Annotated in this window: 13 protein-coding genes and 1 other RNA gene; 12 read left to right on the top strand and 2 right to left on the bottom strand. The window is 45.8% G+C overall.

Annotated elements, in window-relative coordinates:
• Positions 1-47 precede the first annotated feature (47 nt).
• From IX91_RS09710 to IX91_RS09700, 4 genes are all read left to right on the top strand, one after another.
• The gene (locus IX91_RS09710; protein ID WP_004748241.1) at positions 48-2,057 is read left to right on the top strand and encodes a GGDEF domain-containing protein; all 2,010 of its coding nucleotides are present in this window, start codon (positions 48-50) and stop codon (positions 2,055-2,057) included.
• Positions 2,058-2,184: 127 nt separating this feature from the next.
• Positions 2,185-2,281, top strand: an RNA gene (gene ffs, locus IX91_RS25640) — signal recognition particle sRNA small type.
• Between the two features lie 181 nt (positions 2,282-2,462).
• Entirely contained in the window at positions 2,463-3,353 is an 891-nt protein-coding gene (locus tag IX91_RS09705; RefSeq protein ID WP_004748239.1) for a LysR family transcriptional regulator, read from the top strand.
• A 58-nt stretch (positions 3,354-3,411) separates the two neighbouring features.
• The gene (locus IX91_RS09700) at positions 3,412-4,785 is read left to right on the top strand and encodes a serine hydrolase domain-containing protein (RefSeq protein WP_004748238.1); all 1,374 of its coding nucleotides are present in this window, start codon (positions 3,412-3,414) and stop codon (positions 4,783-4,785) included.
• A gap of 64 nt (positions 4,786-4,849) precedes the next feature.
• On the opposite strand, the gene IX91_RS09695 is transcribed toward IX91_RS09700, so the two are convergent.
• Together IX91_RS09695 and IX91_RS09690 are read right to left on the bottom strand one after the other, a co-directional pair.
• Positions 4,850-5,827 (bottom strand): DUF6929 family protein, encoded by a 978-nt coding sequence (locus IX91_RS09695; protein ID WP_004748237.1) that lies wholly within the window; start codon positions 5,825-5,827, stop codon positions 4,850-4,852.
• A 72-nt stretch (positions 5,828-5,899) separates the two neighbouring features.
• The gene (locus IX91_RS09690) at positions 5,900-6,673 is read right to left on the bottom strand and encodes a substrate-binding periplasmic protein (protein WP_004748235.1); all 774 of its coding nucleotides are present in this window, start codon (positions 6,671-6,673) and stop codon (positions 5,900-5,902) included.
• Positions 6,674-6,894: 221 nt separating this feature from the next.
• Here IX91_RS09690 and IX91_RS09685 point away from each other — a divergent pair, with 221 nt between their 5' ends.
• The 8 genes from IX91_RS09685 to IX91_RS09650 all read left to right on the top strand — a co-directional run bounded on the left by IX91_RS09685 (position 6,895) and on the right by IX91_RS09650 (position 18,034).
• Complete coding sequence (locus tag IX91_RS09685) at positions 6,895-7,272, top strand: hypothetical protein (protein WP_004749321.1); 378 nt, start codon at positions 6,895-6,897, stop codon at positions 7,270-7,272.
• A 147-nt stretch (positions 7,273-7,419) separates the two neighbouring features.
• On the top strand, positions 7,420-8,709 hold the full coding sequence (locus IX91_RS09680; RefSeq protein WP_236642878.1) for a TolC family protein: 1,290 nt from the start codon (positions 7,420-7,422) through the stop codon (positions 8,707-8,709).
• A gap of 17 nt (positions 8,710-8,726) precedes the next feature.
• The gene (locus IX91_RS09675) at positions 8,727-10,439 is read left to right on the top strand and encodes an efflux RND transporter periplasmic adaptor subunit (protein WP_004749318.1); all 1,713 of its coding nucleotides are present in this window, start codon (positions 8,727-8,729) and stop codon (positions 10,437-10,439) included.
• Positions 10,436-13,606, top strand: coding sequence for an efflux RND transporter permease subunit (locus IX91_RS09670; RefSeq protein ID WP_004747449.1), 3,171 nt, complete (start codon positions 10,436-10,438; stop codon positions 13,604-13,606). Before IX91_RS09675 ends, IX91_RS09670 begins: the two co-directional genes overlap by 4 nt.
• 62 nt (positions 13,607-13,668) lie before the next feature.
• Positions 13,669-14,205, top strand: coding sequence for a copper-resistant cuproprotein CopI (gene copI, locus IX91_RS09665; protein WP_004747450.1), 537 nt, complete (start codon positions 13,669-13,671; stop codon positions 14,203-14,205).
• 220 nt (positions 14,206-14,425) lie between these two features.
• Positions 14,426-15,559, top strand: a complete 1,134-nt coding sequence (locus IX91_RS09660; RefSeq protein ID WP_004747453.1) for an efflux RND transporter periplasmic adaptor subunit — start codon at positions 14,426-14,428, stop codon at positions 15,557-15,559.
• A complete protein-coding gene (locus IX91_RS09655; RefSeq protein ID WP_004747455.1) occupies positions 15,552-16,823 on the top strand; it encodes a TolC family protein in 1,272 nt (423 codons plus the stop codon). Before IX91_RS09660 ends, IX91_RS09655 begins: the two co-directional genes overlap by 8 nt.
• The gene (locus IX91_RS09650) at positions 16,820-18,034 is read left to right on the top strand and encodes an ABC transporter permease (protein WP_004747456.1); all 1,215 of its coding nucleotides are present in this window, start codon (positions 16,820-16,822) and stop codon (positions 18,032-18,034) included. Before IX91_RS09655 ends, IX91_RS09650 begins: the two co-directional genes overlap by 4 nt.

Raw genomic sequence — 18,034 nt, 5'->3', positions numbered from 1 at the left:
GCAGTTTGCTGACCTATTATAACTATTCAAAAGGGATTTTGGGCGAAATGGGCCTTATCTGGCGAACGACTCTTCTCATCATTACTATTTTCAGCGCGCCCGTGGCGATGAGTAATGTTGCCTATAAAGTAGGGATTGAGGCCGATGATTTTGTTACGCGCACCCTTTTTGATTCGGTTTCTGAACGCTTTGGGATTGAGATTGAATACGTCTATTACCCAAGCTTCAATGACATTCTTGAAGCTGTTAAGTTAGGGAATGCAGATTTTGCTGCTAACGTGACTTTTACCCCAGAGCGTGCTGAGTATTTTGATTTCTCAAGCCCAACCAATATTGAGTTCACTTACCTATATAGCTTACAAAACGCCACTTTGGCTTCTGCAAAGGTTATTGGTATTCCGCAAGGCACGATCTACGGTGAGCTCATTTCCGTCAACTATCCAGATATCGCCCAGATTGAATACACTGGGCATGATCACGCTAAAGCACTCCTTGAACAGAATAAGGTTGATGGCATCGTGGATGCGATCAATCAGTTAAAACCGATGTTGCTGGCGGGTTACGATGCTCAACTGCTTAACAATCAATTGTCGATTAAACCTGTTTCAATCATTGCGCCCAAGGATGTGCATAGGGACTTACTTGCGACTATCGAAGCATACATCCATACCGCGGAAATTCAGAAGCGCTTAAGGGAGTCGGTGAAGCAATATCAGTTTGAACTACGTCAACAAGCTTTACGTCAGTCTGTTATTGATAGCAATTTGAATCTCAATCGAACCTACAAAGTTAAGCTAGAGAATGTTGGTCAATACACGGTTTACCATAAAGATGGTCAGGTGACGGGGATAAGCGCCGATGTGGTCATGCAGTCTTGTCAAATATTGATGCTTAACTGCCAAGTGGTAAGTAATGCCGATGAAACTTGGGAGAGCATGTACCAAGATTTTGTTGCCAAGCGGATTGATATTATTGCCCCACTGATTGTTTCGGAGCCAAGAAAACAGATTGCCGAGTTTAGTGACCCGTACTACTTCCCTGAAGTGGTAATGATTAAACGTGAAGGGTACAAGGATAATGTTTACAGCAATGTATCAGAGCTGATTGTTGAGCAAATCGGTGTGTTAAAAGATGACTTTTTTGCAGATCTGCTTTCTCAGCTCTTACCTAATAAAGAGCTCAAGTCATTCTCGACCTCCCAGCAACTTTATACCGCGCTGCTAAACGGTGATATCGACTACATGGCAACCAGCCGGGCAAGCTTCAATAAAAAGTTACGCGAATCGAAAGATTTACTCCCGCTCGAAGAGGATCAGCTGATTGGCAGTTTTTACCGCTCAGATGTCGCGATTGGATTTGTTAAAAACGAAGTCGGTGCCGAGCTCGCCCCTCTATTTAGCCGAGCGATAAAAATGCTTGATATCGCATCTACTGTCGAACGGTATGATTATCAACCCAATTGGCGCGCGACACTGCAAGCTGAACAGGCATTCTCACGAAAAAGCCATATTCTGTTCGTAATGGTGATTGGCTTTATGCTGATCGTCTCAATGTACCTGCACAGTCAGTCAAATACTGACCCTTTAACACGCTTAAAGAACCGCCGTGCCATGCATCAACGATTTAGCAGTGGTGTTAGTGCCGATATGACGGTCATCTATCTTGATGTGAACCATTTTAAGCACATCAACGACACCTATGGTCATGAGGTAGGGGATTTAGTGCTGAAAAGTGTCGCCGAACATATTGAGCGAGTATGGAAAGGGCGCTGCTATCGAATCGGTGGCGATGAGTTTATTTTGGTCGGCAAGGTTGAGAAACAAAGTGTGTGTACCATGCTAGAAAAGCTCAAGGTGGTTCCTTTCTCCTCGCAAGCGTACAAACTCTCTTTCGATATTTCCGTTGCTATCGGTATTTCGTTACCGCGGCGCACCTTTATGAGCCTGCAAGAAGTGCTTAACGAAGCCGACGAAGCCATGTATCAGCATAAACAGCAGTCAAAACAGTGCGCTAACGAAGACATCAATGAGGGTAAAAACGTCCATTATCTCAATTAATGGTTACTGACTAAGCAGTTGAAACGAAAAGAGGCGTTTTATTCGGTGTTAGACTTGAAATACCCCATCGGATGTTTGATAATCCTCTCACTCCTTAGCGATGCTAAGGAAACAGAATCTATGGAGGCCCTGGTCCTCCCGCAACAATAGCTCGTGAACTCGGTCAGGTCCGGAAGGAAGCAGCCGCAGCGTGTGACTTGTGTGCCGGGATGTGGCTGGGGCTTCCACCCATCTAAAACGCCGCTTTTATTAGCGGCGTTTTGCTATCTGCTTACCTAACTTTTCTATTCGTAGTTTCATTCAAACCTCCGATGTTTGCCATTGTAGCTTTATTGCAGATAGGGGGACATTAGCATTATTGTTATAAATAATATTTTCAATCAATGCGTTATGGTGAGAGATAGAATGATCAATTTGGAACAAACCATCGCTTTTGTTACTACGGTAGAAGCAGGCTCTTTTTCAGCCGCGGCGAGAAAGCTCAATAAAAGCCAGAGTTCAGTCAGTATTGGGGTAAGTAACTTAGAAGATGAGTTAGGCCTTAGTTTATTTGATCGTCAAACCCGTAAGCCCACTTTAACCAAGGCGGGTGAAAGACTTTATCAACAGGCCAAACTTTTACTCCGTCAGGCAGATAAGATGAACAGCTTTGCTCAAGCGGTTTACAATGAGGTCGAAACCAAGATAGTTATCGGTGTTGACCCTATGGCACCGCTATCTTGTTTAGACTCTGTCTTGATTGGATTAGAAGAAAAGTTTCCTAACACCGAAGTACAAATTCAGCTTCTCGACCACATAGCCTTGCAGCAAGCGCTACTCAATCATGAGATTGACCTCGGTGTACACTTTGGTGCTGATGCTTACCCTCAGTACCTCAATTTTATCACCATTCATCAATATGAATGGCAGTGCGTATGTAGTCCTGACTATCCACTGGCTGATTTATCAGAAGTCTCCAATGAAGAGTTACTCGCTGCGCGGCAAATCATCGGCCGCTCACTCAGCAGTCATCCCGTGTTAAGTAAAACTTCTATTTTTTCGCAAGATACTTGGCAAGCAGATAACTTGGTTCAATGCAGTCATCTTATTGAACTCGGTATGGGGTGGGGAATATTACCATCAGATTGGTGCCACGAACGTATCGAGTTAGGGTCACTTGTTTCCATAAAGCCAGAGTTCAATCAAACTAAGATGTACTCAGGCTTAGACTTGGTATGGGCAGCGAACAGAGATATGGGCAGAGTCGGTCAATTTATCATTGATTCATTTAGTATTCGAAAATCGAATAGTAACTAATTTAAACTATTCGATGCTCGCAAGTAAGATTAGGACAACTTAATAAAGGAACTTTCACATGAAGAAGACACTACTTGCACTAACCCTACTATCTAGCGTCGGTATCACTGTTCCAGTACAGGCTGTGACATACCATGAGCCCAATGCAAAAATGGAAGCAAACCTTAACCATTACGGAGCGGGTGTTGAGAACTGGGAAGAGAAGCGTTTTGTCCAGTTTACCATGGCAGATGCGCATCTTTATCATCACTGGGCTCAGGTAGAGAATAACCCAAATAAAGCGATGCCTATCAAGGTGTTAAACAGCTTTGATCCAGCTAAAGTAATGTTGGATGATGTGATTCCGGGACATAAAATCTCGTTGTACGATGTGATGCGTGATCGTGCCAGTATCCAAAACTACGTCATCATGAATAAAAAAGGTGAAGTGATCGCAGAAGACTATTGGAATGGTACCAATAAAGATACGCTGAACCATATTATGTCTTCGACTAAGTCTTTTTCGAGCATGGCTGCATTTATTGCTGAAGAAGAAGGCTTGCTCAGTATGAATGACCCTATCGGTAAGTATGCACCTGAACTGAAAGGTAGCGAGTGGGCGAACATTCCTCTTCATTACTATGCTGATATGACTGCGGGTGTCGTGAAGCTACCTAAGAGCCGAGACGGGTACCACTGGTCAAATTACGCTGCTGGTGCAGATGGTTCATGGGATAGTTCCATGCCGTCAGCTATGGGGTATAACGGCCATGTAGAGAAAGATGGCAAGCTAATCCCACGCCCAGATGCGAATGGTGAGATAAATTCTTTTAGCGAGTACCTATCAAAAGTTTTCGTTAAGCAAGCCAAACCAGAAAACCCACCTGGCTTTGGCTATGAATATCGTGATATCAATACGGAAATGTTAGGCCTGGCAATTTCACGTGCAAGTGGCATGACACTTGCTGAGTTTTACGAAAAGTACCTATGGAAGAAAGGTGGCTTTACCAGCGATATGGCGATGTATACTAGTGTGAATAAAGAGTCGATGGCATCTGGTTCTGCGAACATGACCACACGCGACTTTGCTATCGGTAGCTTGTTAATGGTCAACGATGGTAAAAACTTTAAAGGTGAGCAAGTTCTGCCTAAAAAGTACATCGAGCAAGTTAAGAATGGCGATGCTGAAGTAAAACAAGCTTGGGGTCGTATTTCTTACGAACATCTATTAATGCCAACGGCTTTCTACAAAAACCAATGGCGCACCGTTGAGTTTGGTGGGCGCAAGTTCTCTACCATGATTGGCGTGAACGGTCAGTTCTCAGCGTTTGACCACAAAACAGGTAACATCATTGCATTGACAGGTGCATATCGTGAGCCGTCTGGCCAGGCTATGGTTCTGCTTTACGTCGAGCAAGTTATTCTTAATATCTTCAATCAGTTAGATAAGTAAGATTTTCAAAAAAGAGCCCCTTAAGCATCATGGCTGCTTAGGGGCTTTGTTTGTAGAATCACTCCTAGTGAGTTAACTCAAAGTGAAATAGCTCGCTCGTTCCATCATCATTGTCACTCAGCAATACACCTTTGATTTTATCGCTACTACTTTCAGTGATAGCAACGGTTTCCACTTTTGTGATAACTCGCTGACCATTTTTCATTACCGGTATGGTTGCTTCGGTCAGGTCTAGTTTGCTGCCATGAACGCCGAGTTGATTTACAGGCACTGTGCCAACAAAGCTACCCCAAATATCTCCGTCGTTGTAAGCATCCCCCGTGGCTTCTATTGAAGCGGTAAAAACAAGTTGCTCAGCCTCAGGCCAATATTCTGCACCTGATAATGTCGCTTCGTAACCCTGATAGATAGGGAGCTGAACATGGGTAACAGTAATCTCGTTGACGCTATCGGTTTGACCTTCTAGATATTGGACAAACTCATCGAGACGTAGACGGAAAATGACATTAGTGCCTGAGTTACCGCGATTGAGTACGAAAACGTACTTATCGGTACTTGCAAGCCCTTCAATGTTGAGCTTTTGCTTACCGCTAAAACCACTCTGCTTATAGAGCTGCTGGTAAAGAGGTCTTAATGATCGCTCAATCTTGGTCTGTTGATCTTGGGTGAACAAAAATGCCCATTCACGTTTATGCGCTTTGCTTCCGGAACCTAAGATCACGAACGCAGGTTTACCATAAAAATCCACTTCATCCATGGCTTCAAAATCAGGCTTAACCTTCTTTGCGATGCGACCGTTTTTGGCGATAGGGTAGTGTTTGATGAGCTGCTTGTCTTGAATGGTTAGATCAGCGTCCAATTCAAAGAGGTAGGGAGAATCATCCCCAATCGCATAGACTTTGTTATTGCTAAATACCGCGCCTGAAGCGGAAGGAAACTCTTTATTTAATATGGGGTCAGACACTTCAAGCTGCATGCCTTTAGCATGAAGAGGTGAGGAAATAATCAGTGAAAGTAATGTGGCAGAAAATAGCGATTTCAAAAGGATAGCCTTTATTGTTTTATATTAAACAATGTCTTTTACGCCAAGATTACGACAGAAATATGACAAAGACTAATTCTGCACTGAGGACTCTGTTCTAATTTGCTTCTCTACATCAATGATTTTCTGATACTCCCCCGATTTTATTAACTGCTCAATCCCTAAACGAAGCGCCTCTTTGAGTTCTTGGCTGCGGCTGAGGTTTTGCTTTGAGAACATCACATACATATCATTTTCGATAATCGGTTTGGGGTGCACCTTGAGCTGATTGATTTGCATGGCTGGAAGTAAATTGCCAAGCATATAGTAGCCACGTTCTAGCCCTGCGGGGTAGGCGTCAATTCTATGCTTGCCAAGCTTAATGAAATTGACGTCATCAGAGTTTGAGATTTCGAGCTTTACCCCGTTAGATCGCATTAAGCGGGTTACTTCATATTCTTGAGTCGCACCGATTTGATATTGGTTGAGGTCGGCTATGTCTTGCCAGTCAAATTGGCTATTGCTGTGATAAAAGAACACGATCTTCTGCACAAATAATGGTGATGAGAATAGGAATAATGCTTCCCTTTCACTGTTTTTAAACCAAGGGAAAGTCCCGTCGTATTTGTCTGTTTGGGCGTAGCGATAAGCGCGACTCCAAGGGTGATACTCAATTTTGACTTGATAACCCTGTGTGGCAAAAGCGGCGCGGACTAGCGTCTCTGAGATTTTATAATTAGAGTTGTCTTGGCTGCTGGTGTAGGGCTCCCAATCGCCGACCACAAGGTTAACGGATTTGTTAACGACCTCTGCGCTGCAAAACGATGAGTAACTCAACAACAGTAGTAATGCGACAAGCTTACCCATAATGTGCACCTTGATTATTCCTACCTACAAATTTAGATGACAATTTACTTAATAAGTAGTTTGGGACCTCAATATGACGTTTTTGTTTCATTACAAGCGGTTTAAGCCGCAGAGTTTTGGCTTAGGGTCTAAGTTTTTGTCATTGGATAGGTAAAGAGTGATTGACCCTCCCCTTAGGGTAAGGTTTAGCATGAATGAGATTGTTCATTATTAGGTGCGTTATGACGTTCAGAGTCAGCCAAAAAATCTGGATTGTTGCGATCAGCATGCTTTCGATGCTGTTTTCGACCTTATCTAGTAGTGCGCCTTTAATGAGCTTTGAAATGATGGACGCAAGCTCAATGCATCATTCTCAAAGTGCATGCAATATGCCGATGAAATCTAATCTAGAAGAACATTCCCCGATGATGATGGAGGAATGTGAGTCCGAGCCTAGTCAGCACATGTGCTGCGACGTGATGTGTATGACAGTCTTTGCCTTGCTCAATCACTATCAGCCAGTCAACTCGACTTCTAGTCACCTTGCTCTTATTGTCCGTGACGATAGAAGCGTGCCGATCAACCAAACGTCCTCCCTGTATCGCCCCCCAATAGCGTAACTCGTTTTCTATTACTTCATCTCTTTGCGATTTGTTCGTGAAGAGGCGCCTTTATGCCTTTTTAGGCACATAGAAACGGATTACTACGTGAAGACTAAACCAACCTGTCTGGCACTTACGCTAAGTGCAGCGTTGTGGTTTGCCCCGATTGCTGCATTGGCTAAGGCCGATATAGCAACTCAGCCACATCGCGATTTACTGGCGCAGATGATTGATACTGCGTTAAACAATGACACCAATCGTAAGCAGCTCTACGCCCAATCACTCGCAATGAGAGAAACGGGTATTGCTAATTCAACCTTAATGGACCCAAAACTGAAAGTGGGGTTTGGCGGTTTGCCAACCGAAAGCTTTAAGTTTGATGAAGACCCAATGACCAACATCTCAGTCGGTTTGATGCAGCAGTTTGAACGGGGCTCGACACTCGAACTGCAACGTAAGAAAGCGAACCAACAAGCAGATGGCGTGACACTGCAATTGCAATCGCGTGAACTAGAGGTTGCTAATGCGATGACTCAGCTGTGGTTAGAGCTGGGTTATTTGCAACAAGCTGAGCAGATTCTGCAAGAAAACAAACAGTTACTCGTCGAGCTACAGGGCTTTATTCAAACCAACTATTCAATTGGTAAGAGTGAATCTCAAGACTTACTCAATGCCCAGCTTCAAGTCAGCAAGCTTGATGAGCAACTGCAAGCCAACAGCCAAATGCAAACTCGATTGATCTCTCAATTCTCTGAGTGGCTAGGCATTGGCTGGCTCAATCAACACGGTGATTTGCGAGCGAGCAATCAGTTAGATTGGCACAGACTGGCTAATAAGCTAGATAGCAGCGCAAACCAAACTGACCACTTCGAGTTACTTAAACGACATCCAATGGTGCAGATGATCGATGCTTCGATAGCTGTGAATGAAACTCAGGTCAATATCGCCGAACAAGCTTATACACCTCAAGTTGGTGTTGAAGTGATGTATGCCTATCGACAGGCAAACAACATGATGGGTGAACCTGCCTCTGATCTTGTCAGCGCCTATTTGACTGTCGATGTTCCGCTGTTTACGGGCAATCGACAAGATAGAAACCTAGCCGCCGCGCAGTATCAAGTTGGGGCGACTAAGTCTCAGAAAGACACTTTGCTAGCACAGATGAATGCCAAAGTGAACGCGTTGCTGGTTGATGAGCGCAATTTAAATCAACGACTTGAACGCTACCAAACCACCTTACTACCTCAAGCGCGAGCAAGAATTCTCGCCGTCGAGCGGGGTTATCAAAATAACACCGCGCAGTTTAGCGACGTGATAAGCGCCACGAGAGATGACCTTGCTTTGCAATTAGAACAGCAACGCTTATTGACCGATCTAAACATCGTCAAGAGTAACTTAGCGACGCTATTTAGCGCTTTCGAGTTTCAGGTCTCGCTACCTGAAATCACTCAGTAGAACAATAAGGAATAATGATGAAAACATTTAAGGTAGCGACGATCGCACTATTGATCGGTGGTGGTATTGGCTTTGGTGTGAGCCAGATTTTGCCTAGTCACTCTTTGATGAAAATGGCGGATGCTGTGGCTCCAAGTAAAGACTCAAACGAGCCTTTGTATTGGGTGGCACCGATGGACCCAAATTACCAACGCGATAAACCGGGTAAATCGCCGATGGGGATGGATCTTATCCCTGTCTATGCCGAGAATCTAGCTTCAGACGCCAACAAGCCGGGCACAGTGACGATAGACCCATCGGTAGAAAATAACCTAGGAGTGAAAACCGCGGCAGTTGAGAAGCAGCGCTTGTCACCAAGGATTGAAACCGTTGGTTACGTTGCATTTGATGAAAGTCGTTTATGGCAAACCAATGTGCGTGTTGCTGGCTGGGTAGAAAAACTCAATATCAATGCGGTAGGAGAAAAAGTCGCGAAGGGTGAAGTGTTATTTACGCTCTACTCTCCAGAGCTAATTAAAGCGCAAGAAGAGTTACTCAACGCTTATCGAACCGGTCGAAGTGGTTTGGTGACAGGGGCGACCGAGCGCTTGGTGACCTTAGGGGTCGATCGCACGCAAATTAAAGCAATCAAGAAGCGAGGTAAAGCGTCTCAATCTATCGAGATTAAAGCTCCGGCGGATGGCGTTATCGCGAGCTTGAATATTCGCGAAGGGGGGTACTTATCGCCAGCGCAAGCGGTGATCAGTGCTGGCCCGCTGGAAGAAGTCTGGGTCGATGCGGAAGTCTTTGAGCGCCAAGCCCATTGGATGCAAGCAGGCAGCATCGCTACGATGACACTTGATGCGATACCCGATGGTCAGTGGCAAGGAGAAGTGGACTATGTCTATCCCATTCTTGATCCGAGTACGCGTACTTTGCGGGTACGTCTGAAGTTCCCTAACCCCAATGGTGAACTCAAACCGAATATGTTTGCCAATATTGCGCTGCAGCCCGTTACCCAAGAGTCGGTATTAACTGTCCCTAAATCTGCCGTAATTCGTTCAGGAGGTATGACCCGCGTAGTACTTGCAGAAGGCAACGGAAAGTATCGTTCTGCGCGCATCAATGTGGGTCGAGAAGCAGGCGAAAGTGTCGAGGTACTTGGAGGACTCACCCTAGGGGAAAGTGTCGTGACGTCGGCGCACTTTATGTTGGATTCAGAATCGAGTCAATCTGCCGACCTGTCGCGAATTAATGGCACTGAGACACCTGCTGAGACTGTTTGGGCTCAAGGTGAAATTACCGATGTGATGGCAGGGCATCGAATGCTAACCATCAATCACCAAGCCGTTCCTGAGTGGCAGTGGCCGGGTATGGTGATGAACTTTACTGTAGCTGAACAGCTAAACATGCAAGAGCTGAAATCAGGCCAAGCTATAGAATTTGAGATGCAAAAAACGCCGGAAGGTCAGTATCAAATTGTTGATTATCGAGTCGGTGACAGTGTTGTCGCCAATGAGGTGTGGGTAAGCGGAGATATCACCATGTTGATGGCGGACTTCGGCATGATTACCTTACAACATTTACCCGTCGCGGAATGGGATTGGCAGGCGGGAGAGATGAACTTCTCGGTGGGTGATGAAGTGGATTTATCCGGGTTTGAGGAAGGTCAGAAAGTTCGATTTCTAGTTGAAAAGCAAGGGGCGGATTACCTACTTAAGCAAATCACGGTGAGTGAGGAGCCAGTATGATTAGTGCGATTATTCGATGGTCGATCAGTAATCGTTTCTTAGTACTGATTGCGACTTTAGCTTTAACCTTGGGTGGTCTTTATAGCCTGAAGAACACCCCAGTGGACGCTATACCCGATCTTTCCGATGTTCAGGTGATCATAAAAACCAGCTATCCCGGTCAGGCGCCTCAGGTGGTGGAGGATCAAGTCACCTACCCACTGACAACGGCCATGCTTGCTGTTCCCGGTGCAGAAACAGTGCGGGGTTATTCATTCTTTGGCGACTCATACGTCTATATCATTTTTAACGATGATACCGATATGTATTGGGCGCGTTCACGAGTGCTGGAGTATCTCAGTCAGGTAGCGCCTAATCTTCCTTCCGGGGCGAAACCCACACTAGGGCCAGATGCCACAGGGGTAGGTTGGGTATACAGCTATGTGCTGCAAGACAAAACAGGTCAACACGATCTGGCTGAGCTACGTTCGCTGCAAGACTGGTTTTTGAAGTATGAGCTGCAAACAGTTGATGGTGTGTCTGAGGTTGCGACTGTTGGCGGTATGGTCAAACAGTATCAAGTACAAATTGACCCGGCCAAACTGCGCGCTTACAACCTGACGTTGCAACAAGTCAATAAGGCGATTCAGCAAGGCAACCAAGAAACAGGTGCTTCAGTCATCGAAGCGGCGGAAGCGGAACACATGGTACGTACTACAGGTTACCTATCGAGTGTTGAAGATATTCAATCCTTACCACTTAAAGTGACAGACAAAGGAACGCCTCTGCTACTCGGTGATATCGCAGATATTAACCTAGGCCCTCAAATGCGCCGGGGTATCTCTGAGTTTAATGGCGAGGGTGAAGCGGTTGGCGGCGTGATCGTGATGCGATTTGGTGAAAACGCCAGTGAAGTGATCACTAACGTCAAAGCCAAACTCGCAGAATTGCAGCGAAGTCTGCCTTCTGGTGTTGAGATTAAAGCGACCTATGATCGCTCGACATTGATTGATTCGGCGGTAGAGAATTTATGGAAAAAACTGGCAGAGGAATTCATCGTCGTTGCGATTGTATGCGCCCTGTTCCTGTTCCATATCCGCTCGTCGTTGGTGATTGCGCTGAGCTTACCTGTGGGGATTTTGTCAGCCTTCATTGTGATGCATTGGCAGGGTATTAACGCCAACATCATGTCGTTGGGCGGTATTGCGATTGCGATTGGCGCAATGGTCGATGGGGCGATCGTGATGATCGAAAATGTCCATAAACACATCGAGCGTACGCCTCTCAATGATAACAACCGATGGGAAGTGATAGGTAAGGCTGCGCAAGAGGTGGGTGCGCCGCTGTTCTTCTCACTGCTGATCATTACCTTGAGCTTTGTTCCCGTGTTTGCGCTAGAAGGTCAAGAAGGCAAGATGTTCTCACCACTTGCGTTCACCAAAACCTATGCGATGGCGGCTTCTGCAGGTTTAGCGATTACGCTAGTGCCCGTGCTGATGGGCTATTTCATTCGTGGCAAAGTGCTGCCAGAGAGCAAAAACCCAGTAAATAAGGCGCTCATTGCGCTTTATCGTCCGCTACTCAACTTAAGCTTAACTTATCCTAAAGCCATGATTGTATTGGCATTAGGTCTGCTTGCCTCTGCTTACTATCCAATGAGCAAACTCGGCAGTGAATTCATTCCGCCTCTAGATGAAGGTGACTTAATGTATATGCCGACCACCTATCCGGGGATCTCCATTGGTAAAGCGCGTGAGCTATTACAACAGACCAACAAGTTAATTAAGTCTGTACCTGAGGTTGAGACGGTATGGGGCAAGATTGGTCGGGCAGAAACTGCCACTGACCCGGCGCCGCTGACCATGATCGAGACTGTGATTCAACTTAAACCCAAAGCGCAATGGCGCGAAGGGATAACAACGGAGTCATTACGTAAAGAGTTTGATCAACTGGTTCAATTCCCTGGTTTAACCAACGCATGGGTCATGCCGATCAAAACGCGTATCGACATGTTGGCGACGGGGATTAAGACACCGATAGGCATCAAGATCGCCGGGCCTGACCTTAAGGTGATAGAGCAAATCGGTGGCGAGCTTGAACCGCTTCTAAATCAAATCAATGGAACGGCGTCAGTCTACGCTGAACGTGTCGCTGGTGGACGTTACGTGACGATTGATATTAAGCGTCGTTCAGCTGCTCGTTATGGACTCAATATTCAGGATGTCCAGCAAGTTATCTCGACGGCGATTGGCGGAGTGAATGTCGGCGAGACAATTGAAGGGTTAGAGCGTTACCCAATCAATGTTCGTTACCCGCAAGACTACCGTGATTCGGTGGTGAAACTGCAAAACCTCCCACTAGTGACATCTAATGGCGCGCGTATTGCGTTGGCGGATGTGGCTGACATTCGTTATGAAGATGGCCCTCCTATGATCAAAACCGAGAATGCTCGTCCAAACGGCTGGGTGTTTGTTGATATTGATGGTCGAGATTTAGGTTCTTACGTTAACGAAGCACAGGCCATCGTCGGTGAGCAGCTCCAGCTACCTGCGGGTTACTCGCTCACTTGGTCCGGTCAATATGAATATATGGAACGTGCTAAGCAGCGCTTGAGCGTAGTAGTGCCAATCACCATTGCCATCATTATGTTGCTGCTCTACTTCAGCTTCCGCCAAGTAGGAGAAGTGTTGGTCATCATGTGTACTCTGCCACTGGCGATGGTAGGTGGACTATGGCTGATGCACTACCTAGGGTACAACTTTTCTATCGCGGTCGGTGTGGGCTTTATTGCTCTTGCTGGGGTGGCGGTAGAGATAGGCGTCATCATGCTGGTTTACCTCAATCAAGCTTGGCACCAACGTAAACTCGACGCCGCGCAAAACCTGCAGTCGCTACACAAAGGGGATTTGACGGACGCAATTCGTGAAGGTGCCGGACTTAGGGTTCGTCCGGTGATGATGACGGTACTAACAGTCATCATAGGCTTGGTGCCAATTATGTACGGCGATGGAACCGGCTCTGAAGTCATGCAACGTATCGCAGCGCCGATGATTGGCGGCATGGCATCAGCGCTACTGCTGACTCTGCTGGTACTGCCTGCAATCTTCAAGCTTTGGAAGCAAAGAGAGCTTTCAAAGCCATCTAATGACAAACAACCGGCTTCAAATCAACAAGTTCCAAACCAATAACTTCAATTGTAGGTGGCAATGTCATTGTTGCTGCCTACAACCTAATCGTAAGGATATAAAAGATGAAAAAGACATTCGCATTGATCACAACAGCCTTGGTTAGTTCATACGCTTTCGCTCAGATGGACCATTCGATGATGAATCATGGAGATACGGATCATGGTCAGATGATGGCAATGGATCACTCCAACATGGATCATTCAAACATGATGAATATGGAAGGCATGTCAGACGTTGGTATGCCTGCGACAGGTGCTAAACCCGACAAGGTCGTCCACGTTGTTCTAAGCGATGATATGACTATTCGTTTTAAGAAAGAGGTCAAGATTGAGCCTAATGATGTGGTCCAGTTTGTGGTGATGAATACAGGCAAGATAGATCATGAGTTTTCAATTGGTTCTGCAAAAGAGCAGCTCAAACACCGCGAGATGATGAAAACGATGGCGGGTCATGCTCATGATTCTGGCAGCACAGTGACCGTAGAACCTGGAAAAGCCAAACAGTTACTTTGGCATTTCCATGGTGACAATAAGGTGGAATTTGCCTGCAATATTCCGGGACACGCTGAAGCTGGCATGGTAAAAAGCGCCACCTTATAGACCCATTAGCTTAGCAAAAAACGGCCAATTTCAATTGGCCGTTTTTTATTGTCAATTTAGCACGACAAACTCATACAAACTTCATATGTATAACTTCGTTTTACATACGATAAGATCACTGAAACTTTATAATAAATTATTTTACATACGGTACTATTACCGGAACTTTATAATATTACGGTAGTCAGATGGCTACAAAAATAATAACTGGATGTAAATCATGGCTAAACGTTGGCTTTTATCTGCTGTCGGTGTCGCATTGCTTGGTGGCGGCGCGTATTTTTATCTGCAATCTTCTTCTGAACCACAAGCTTTTCCTATGTTGGCGGTCGCAAAAGGAACCATTGAGAAACAGGCGGTTGCGGTAGGTAAAATTGTTCCGGCGCACTCAGTATCGATAAAGTCACAAATTGATGGGATTGTTGGAGAAATCTATGCGCAAGTGGGTGAGAAAGTAAAACAGGGCCAACCTCTGATCAAAGTGCGCCCAAACCCAACGCCTAAAGCCCTGACGGATGCCTCAACGGAATTAATGCGTAGCGAAGCGGATCTGGAGTCGGCGAAGCAAAAACTCGCCAACTTAGAGAGCTTGGTTAAGCAAGACATTATTCCACGTAATTACGATGAATATGTTACTGCGCGTTCGGTCGTTAAGTCAGCTAAAGCCAATGTGTTACAGAAACGCCAAAACCTTGAGCTGATCCGAAGTGGTGAGGCTTCAATAGGTAATGCTCGTTTAACCTCTACCATCTATGCACCGATTGACGGCACTGTGCTGAATCGAAAAGTTGAAGTCGGTGAGCCAATTATTTCCACCGAATCTAGCCAAGCTGCGACCGAGATGATGTCACTGGCAGACATGAAAAGCCTGATTTTTAAAGGCAGTGTCAGTGAGCATGATGCGGCTCAGCTGTCACCGGGTATGCCTGTGATTCTTACGGTAGCTCCATACCCTGAAGTTGAAATCGAAGGTGTGCTGACTAAGGTGGCGATCCAGTCAGAAAACCTTAATTCTCCGGGTTCGACTACGGCCAAGAGTTTCGATAATGGCTTCGGGGTAGAAGTCGGTGAACTGAAAATTCCTCAAGATATTATGCTGCGTTCAGGGTTCTCTTCAACCGCACAAATCACGCTTAAAAAGTCGGAAAACGTACTGACTCTACCAGAGCGTGTACTTCAGTTTGAGGGCGAGACGCCCAATGTTCTGATTCCTGATAATTCGGAGCAAGGTTTCCATAAACAGAAAGTGAAATTAGGTCTTTCAGACGGCATTAATGTAGAAGTGCTCGATGGCGTTGAACTGGATGAAGAGATCATTGATAACAGCATGATGATGGGGGCTGCCCATGGCTAAGTTGCGCCTATCTAAAATCAGTGTTGTGTTACTGGCAACAACCCTCAGTTTGCCGAGTTACGCTATATCTATTGAGCAGGCGTGGCAACAAGCAAAGCAGAGCGATCCTAATTACGAAAAAGCCAAGATAGGTGTTCAGCTAGGTGAAACGGGCATTTCATCCAGCCGTAGTTCGCTGCTGCCTTCATTAAGTGCCGATGCTTCTGCTAATTGGAACGAAACGACACACAATACCAACAGCTATGGCGCCAACCTTTCCCAAACGATTTGGGATAGCCGCTTGTGGTCAGATTTAGACCGAGCCGAAGCAAATTTACTAAAAGCCCAATTAGAGCTGTCTCAAACACACAATGAGCTTGCGCAAAAACTCCTTTCTAGTTATCTCGATATGGCCAGTGCTCAGGGTGACCTTGTGTTGGCGCAAAACAAACTAGAAGAAGGGGCTAAATTACTCAAGATCATCGAGAAACGATACAAAGCGGGCAAAGTGAAATCCATTGATGTGGAAGAAATTAGAGCCACTCAAGTTTCGGAAAAAGCCGCCATTCTCAAGGCTCAAGCTCAGCTGCAAAGTAAAAAAGCAGAACTTGCCGCACTGATCAATCAGATGCCTGAAGAGGTAGACCAAGTCCGAACAGACTCGCTTGTTCAGCCACCAATGTTAGTCGATTCTCAAGAACAGTGGCTCAAGCTAGCCAAAGACAGTAGCCCAGAGTTACTGGTTGCCATGCAGAATGTGAAAGCGCGTGAATTTGCTAAAGACTCTGCTCAAGGGGGGTATTACCCGACGGTTAAAGGCAAGCTAGGCTATAGCGATGACGATAGACGCTCAAGCGGTGAATTCAATGCCGGGATTACACTCAGTGTGCCGATTGATCTTAATGGGGCGACGCGCGCTAAAGTTGATGAAGCATCGCTTAATATTTTAAGTGCCAAACAAGATTTGCGTCGAGTAGAAATAGATATCCAGAAACGCATCATCCAACGTTTTACTCAGGTTGATATCAACTGGAGTCAGGTATTGATGGCGGATGAACTAGTTGAATCACGAGCTAAGGTGCTACGCAGTAAAGAGAAGCTCTATGATGCGGGTCTTCTCGAAGTGTCGGAAGTCATTAACGCGCACAACAGTATGTTTGCTGCGAAAAACAGCCTAAAAACGAACTTGTATAACTACTGGCGTCAGAGAATAGGTTTACTGCACACGGCAGGAAAATTGGATGATGACACTATCGCTCTGATTTCTAGGGCTTTTGATTCATGAGTAGTTTGTTACAGCAAACTTGGCAGACCTTATTAGCGCATCGGCTCAAAAGCATGTTAGCGATTATCGCCATTGCTTGGGGGGTAATTTCCGTGGTTGTGCTGATTGCGCTCGGTGAAGGATTTTATCGGCATCAAACTCAATCATTGTCGTTTATGGTCAATAAGGTCCAGCTGGCTTTTCCTTCCAGCACCAGTCAACCTTGGAACGGATTACCCGCTAGGCGCCAGATAACCATACCGCAAGGCAAAGTCGATATGCTCAAACAGTCAGGTTTTGCAGAGCAGGCATCAAGTGTTTACGCCAAATGGGACGCCAGCGTGACCAACATAAAAGGGCAGAAGTTGTCTAGTTTTGTCAGCGGCATTGACCCTTCTTACTTCGCATTAGTTCAGCGTCAGCTTGAGCCTGGGTCACGTAATATTTCACCAAGTGATATCGCTAACCACTCTCGAGTTGCGGTGCTTGGAGACCAAATTGCCAAAATGGGTAACATTACTATTGGTGAACAAGTCAAAGTCAACGGCATTCCTTTTTTGGTTATTGGTGTCATTAAAGATGAAGATGTAAGCCTTTCATTTGGTGATAGCCGCAAGGTGTTTGTCCCGCAAACGACTTATCTCGATTTGTGGAATGCAAAACCTTGGATGCTCTTGCTAACTTCGACTGACGGTATGGATAGTGCTTCATTTAGACAAAGCATCGTGTCCTTTTTTGCCAAACAACTGCATTTTGACCCTAATGATAAAGAGGCGATAAAACTGCTCGACTTTAGTGAAGGCGGTGCATTGATTACAGGGATTTTCCGTGGAATTCAAATTTTTCTTGGCTCGAGTGGGGCAATGACGATGGCCGTTGGGGCATTAGGCGTGGCTAACATTATGTTTTTATCTGTGACTGAAAGAACGCGCGAGATAGGGGTTCGATTGGCGATTGGTGCAACCCAAAAATCGATATTGGGTCAGTTCATTCTCGAAGGGCTAATCTTAGTTGCCGTTGGGACAGGGCTGGGGTTAACTGTCTCTTACGCAATGGTTTCTCTGTTAAGCACCATGACTTTACCTGATTGGCTTGGCTCACCGGTGATTACGCCAGATTCAATTGCTTGGTCACTGTTGGTAACGCTTGTTTTGGCTCTGCTAGCCTCATACTTTCCCGCGAGGAGAGCGTCACGCTTGACTCCGGTTATCGCTTTGAGCGCGAGGGCTTAA

Origin of the sequence: Vibrio tubiashii ATCC 19109, from assembly GCF_000772105.1 — a bacterium.
GTDB lineage: Bacteria > Pseudomonadota > Gammaproteobacteria > Enterobacterales > Vibrionaceae > Vibrio > Vibrio tubiashii.
Note: the sequence above shows the minus strand (reverse complement) of the source record. Positions and strands in the feature narration are given on the sequence as shown.

Excerpts from the sequence above, each read along its gene's own strand:
- IX91_RS09710 (WP_004748241.1), top strand. The coding sequence starts at position 48 with ATGGGCCTTATCTGGCGAACGACTCTTCTCATCATTACTATTTTCAGC.
- IX91_RS09705 (WP_004748239.1), top strand. The coding sequence starts at position 2,463 with ATGATCAATTTGGAACAAACCATCGCTTTTGTTACTACGGTAGAAGCA.
- IX91_RS09700 (WP_004748238.1), top strand. The coding sequence starts at position 3,412 with ATGAAGAAGACACTACTTGCACTAACCCTACTATCTAGCGTCGGTATC.
- IX91_RS09690 (WP_004748235.1), bottom strand. The coding sequence starts at position 6,673 with ATGGGTAAGCTTGTCGCATTACTACTGTTGTTGAGTTACTCATCGTTT.
- IX91_RS09685 (WP_004749321.1), top strand. The coding sequence starts at position 6,895 with ATGACGTTCAGAGTCAGCCAAAAAATCTGGATTGTTGCGATCAGCATG.
- IX91_RS09675 (WP_004749318.1), top strand. The coding sequence starts at position 8,727 with ATGAAAACATTTAAGGTAGCGACGATCGCACTATTGATCGGTGGTGGT.
- IX91_RS09670 (WP_004747449.1), top strand. The coding sequence starts at position 10,436 with ATGATTAGTGCGATTATTCGATGGTCGATCAGTAATCGTTTCTTAGTA.
- copI (WP_004747450.1), top strand. The coding sequence starts at position 13,669 with ATGAAAAAGACATTCGCATTGATCACAACAGCCTTGGTTAGTTCATAC.
- IX91_RS09660 (WP_004747453.1), top strand. The coding sequence starts at position 14,426 with ATGGCTAAACGTTGGCTTTTATCTGCTGTCGGTGTCGCATTGCTTGGT.
- IX91_RS09655 (WP_004747455.1), top strand. The coding sequence starts at position 15,552 with ATGGCTAAGTTGCGCCTATCTAAAATCAGTGTTGTGTTACTGGCAACA.
- IX91_RS09650 (WP_004747456.1), top strand. The coding sequence starts at position 16,820 with ATGAGTAGTTTGTTACAGCAAACTTGGCAGACCTTATTAGCGCATCGG.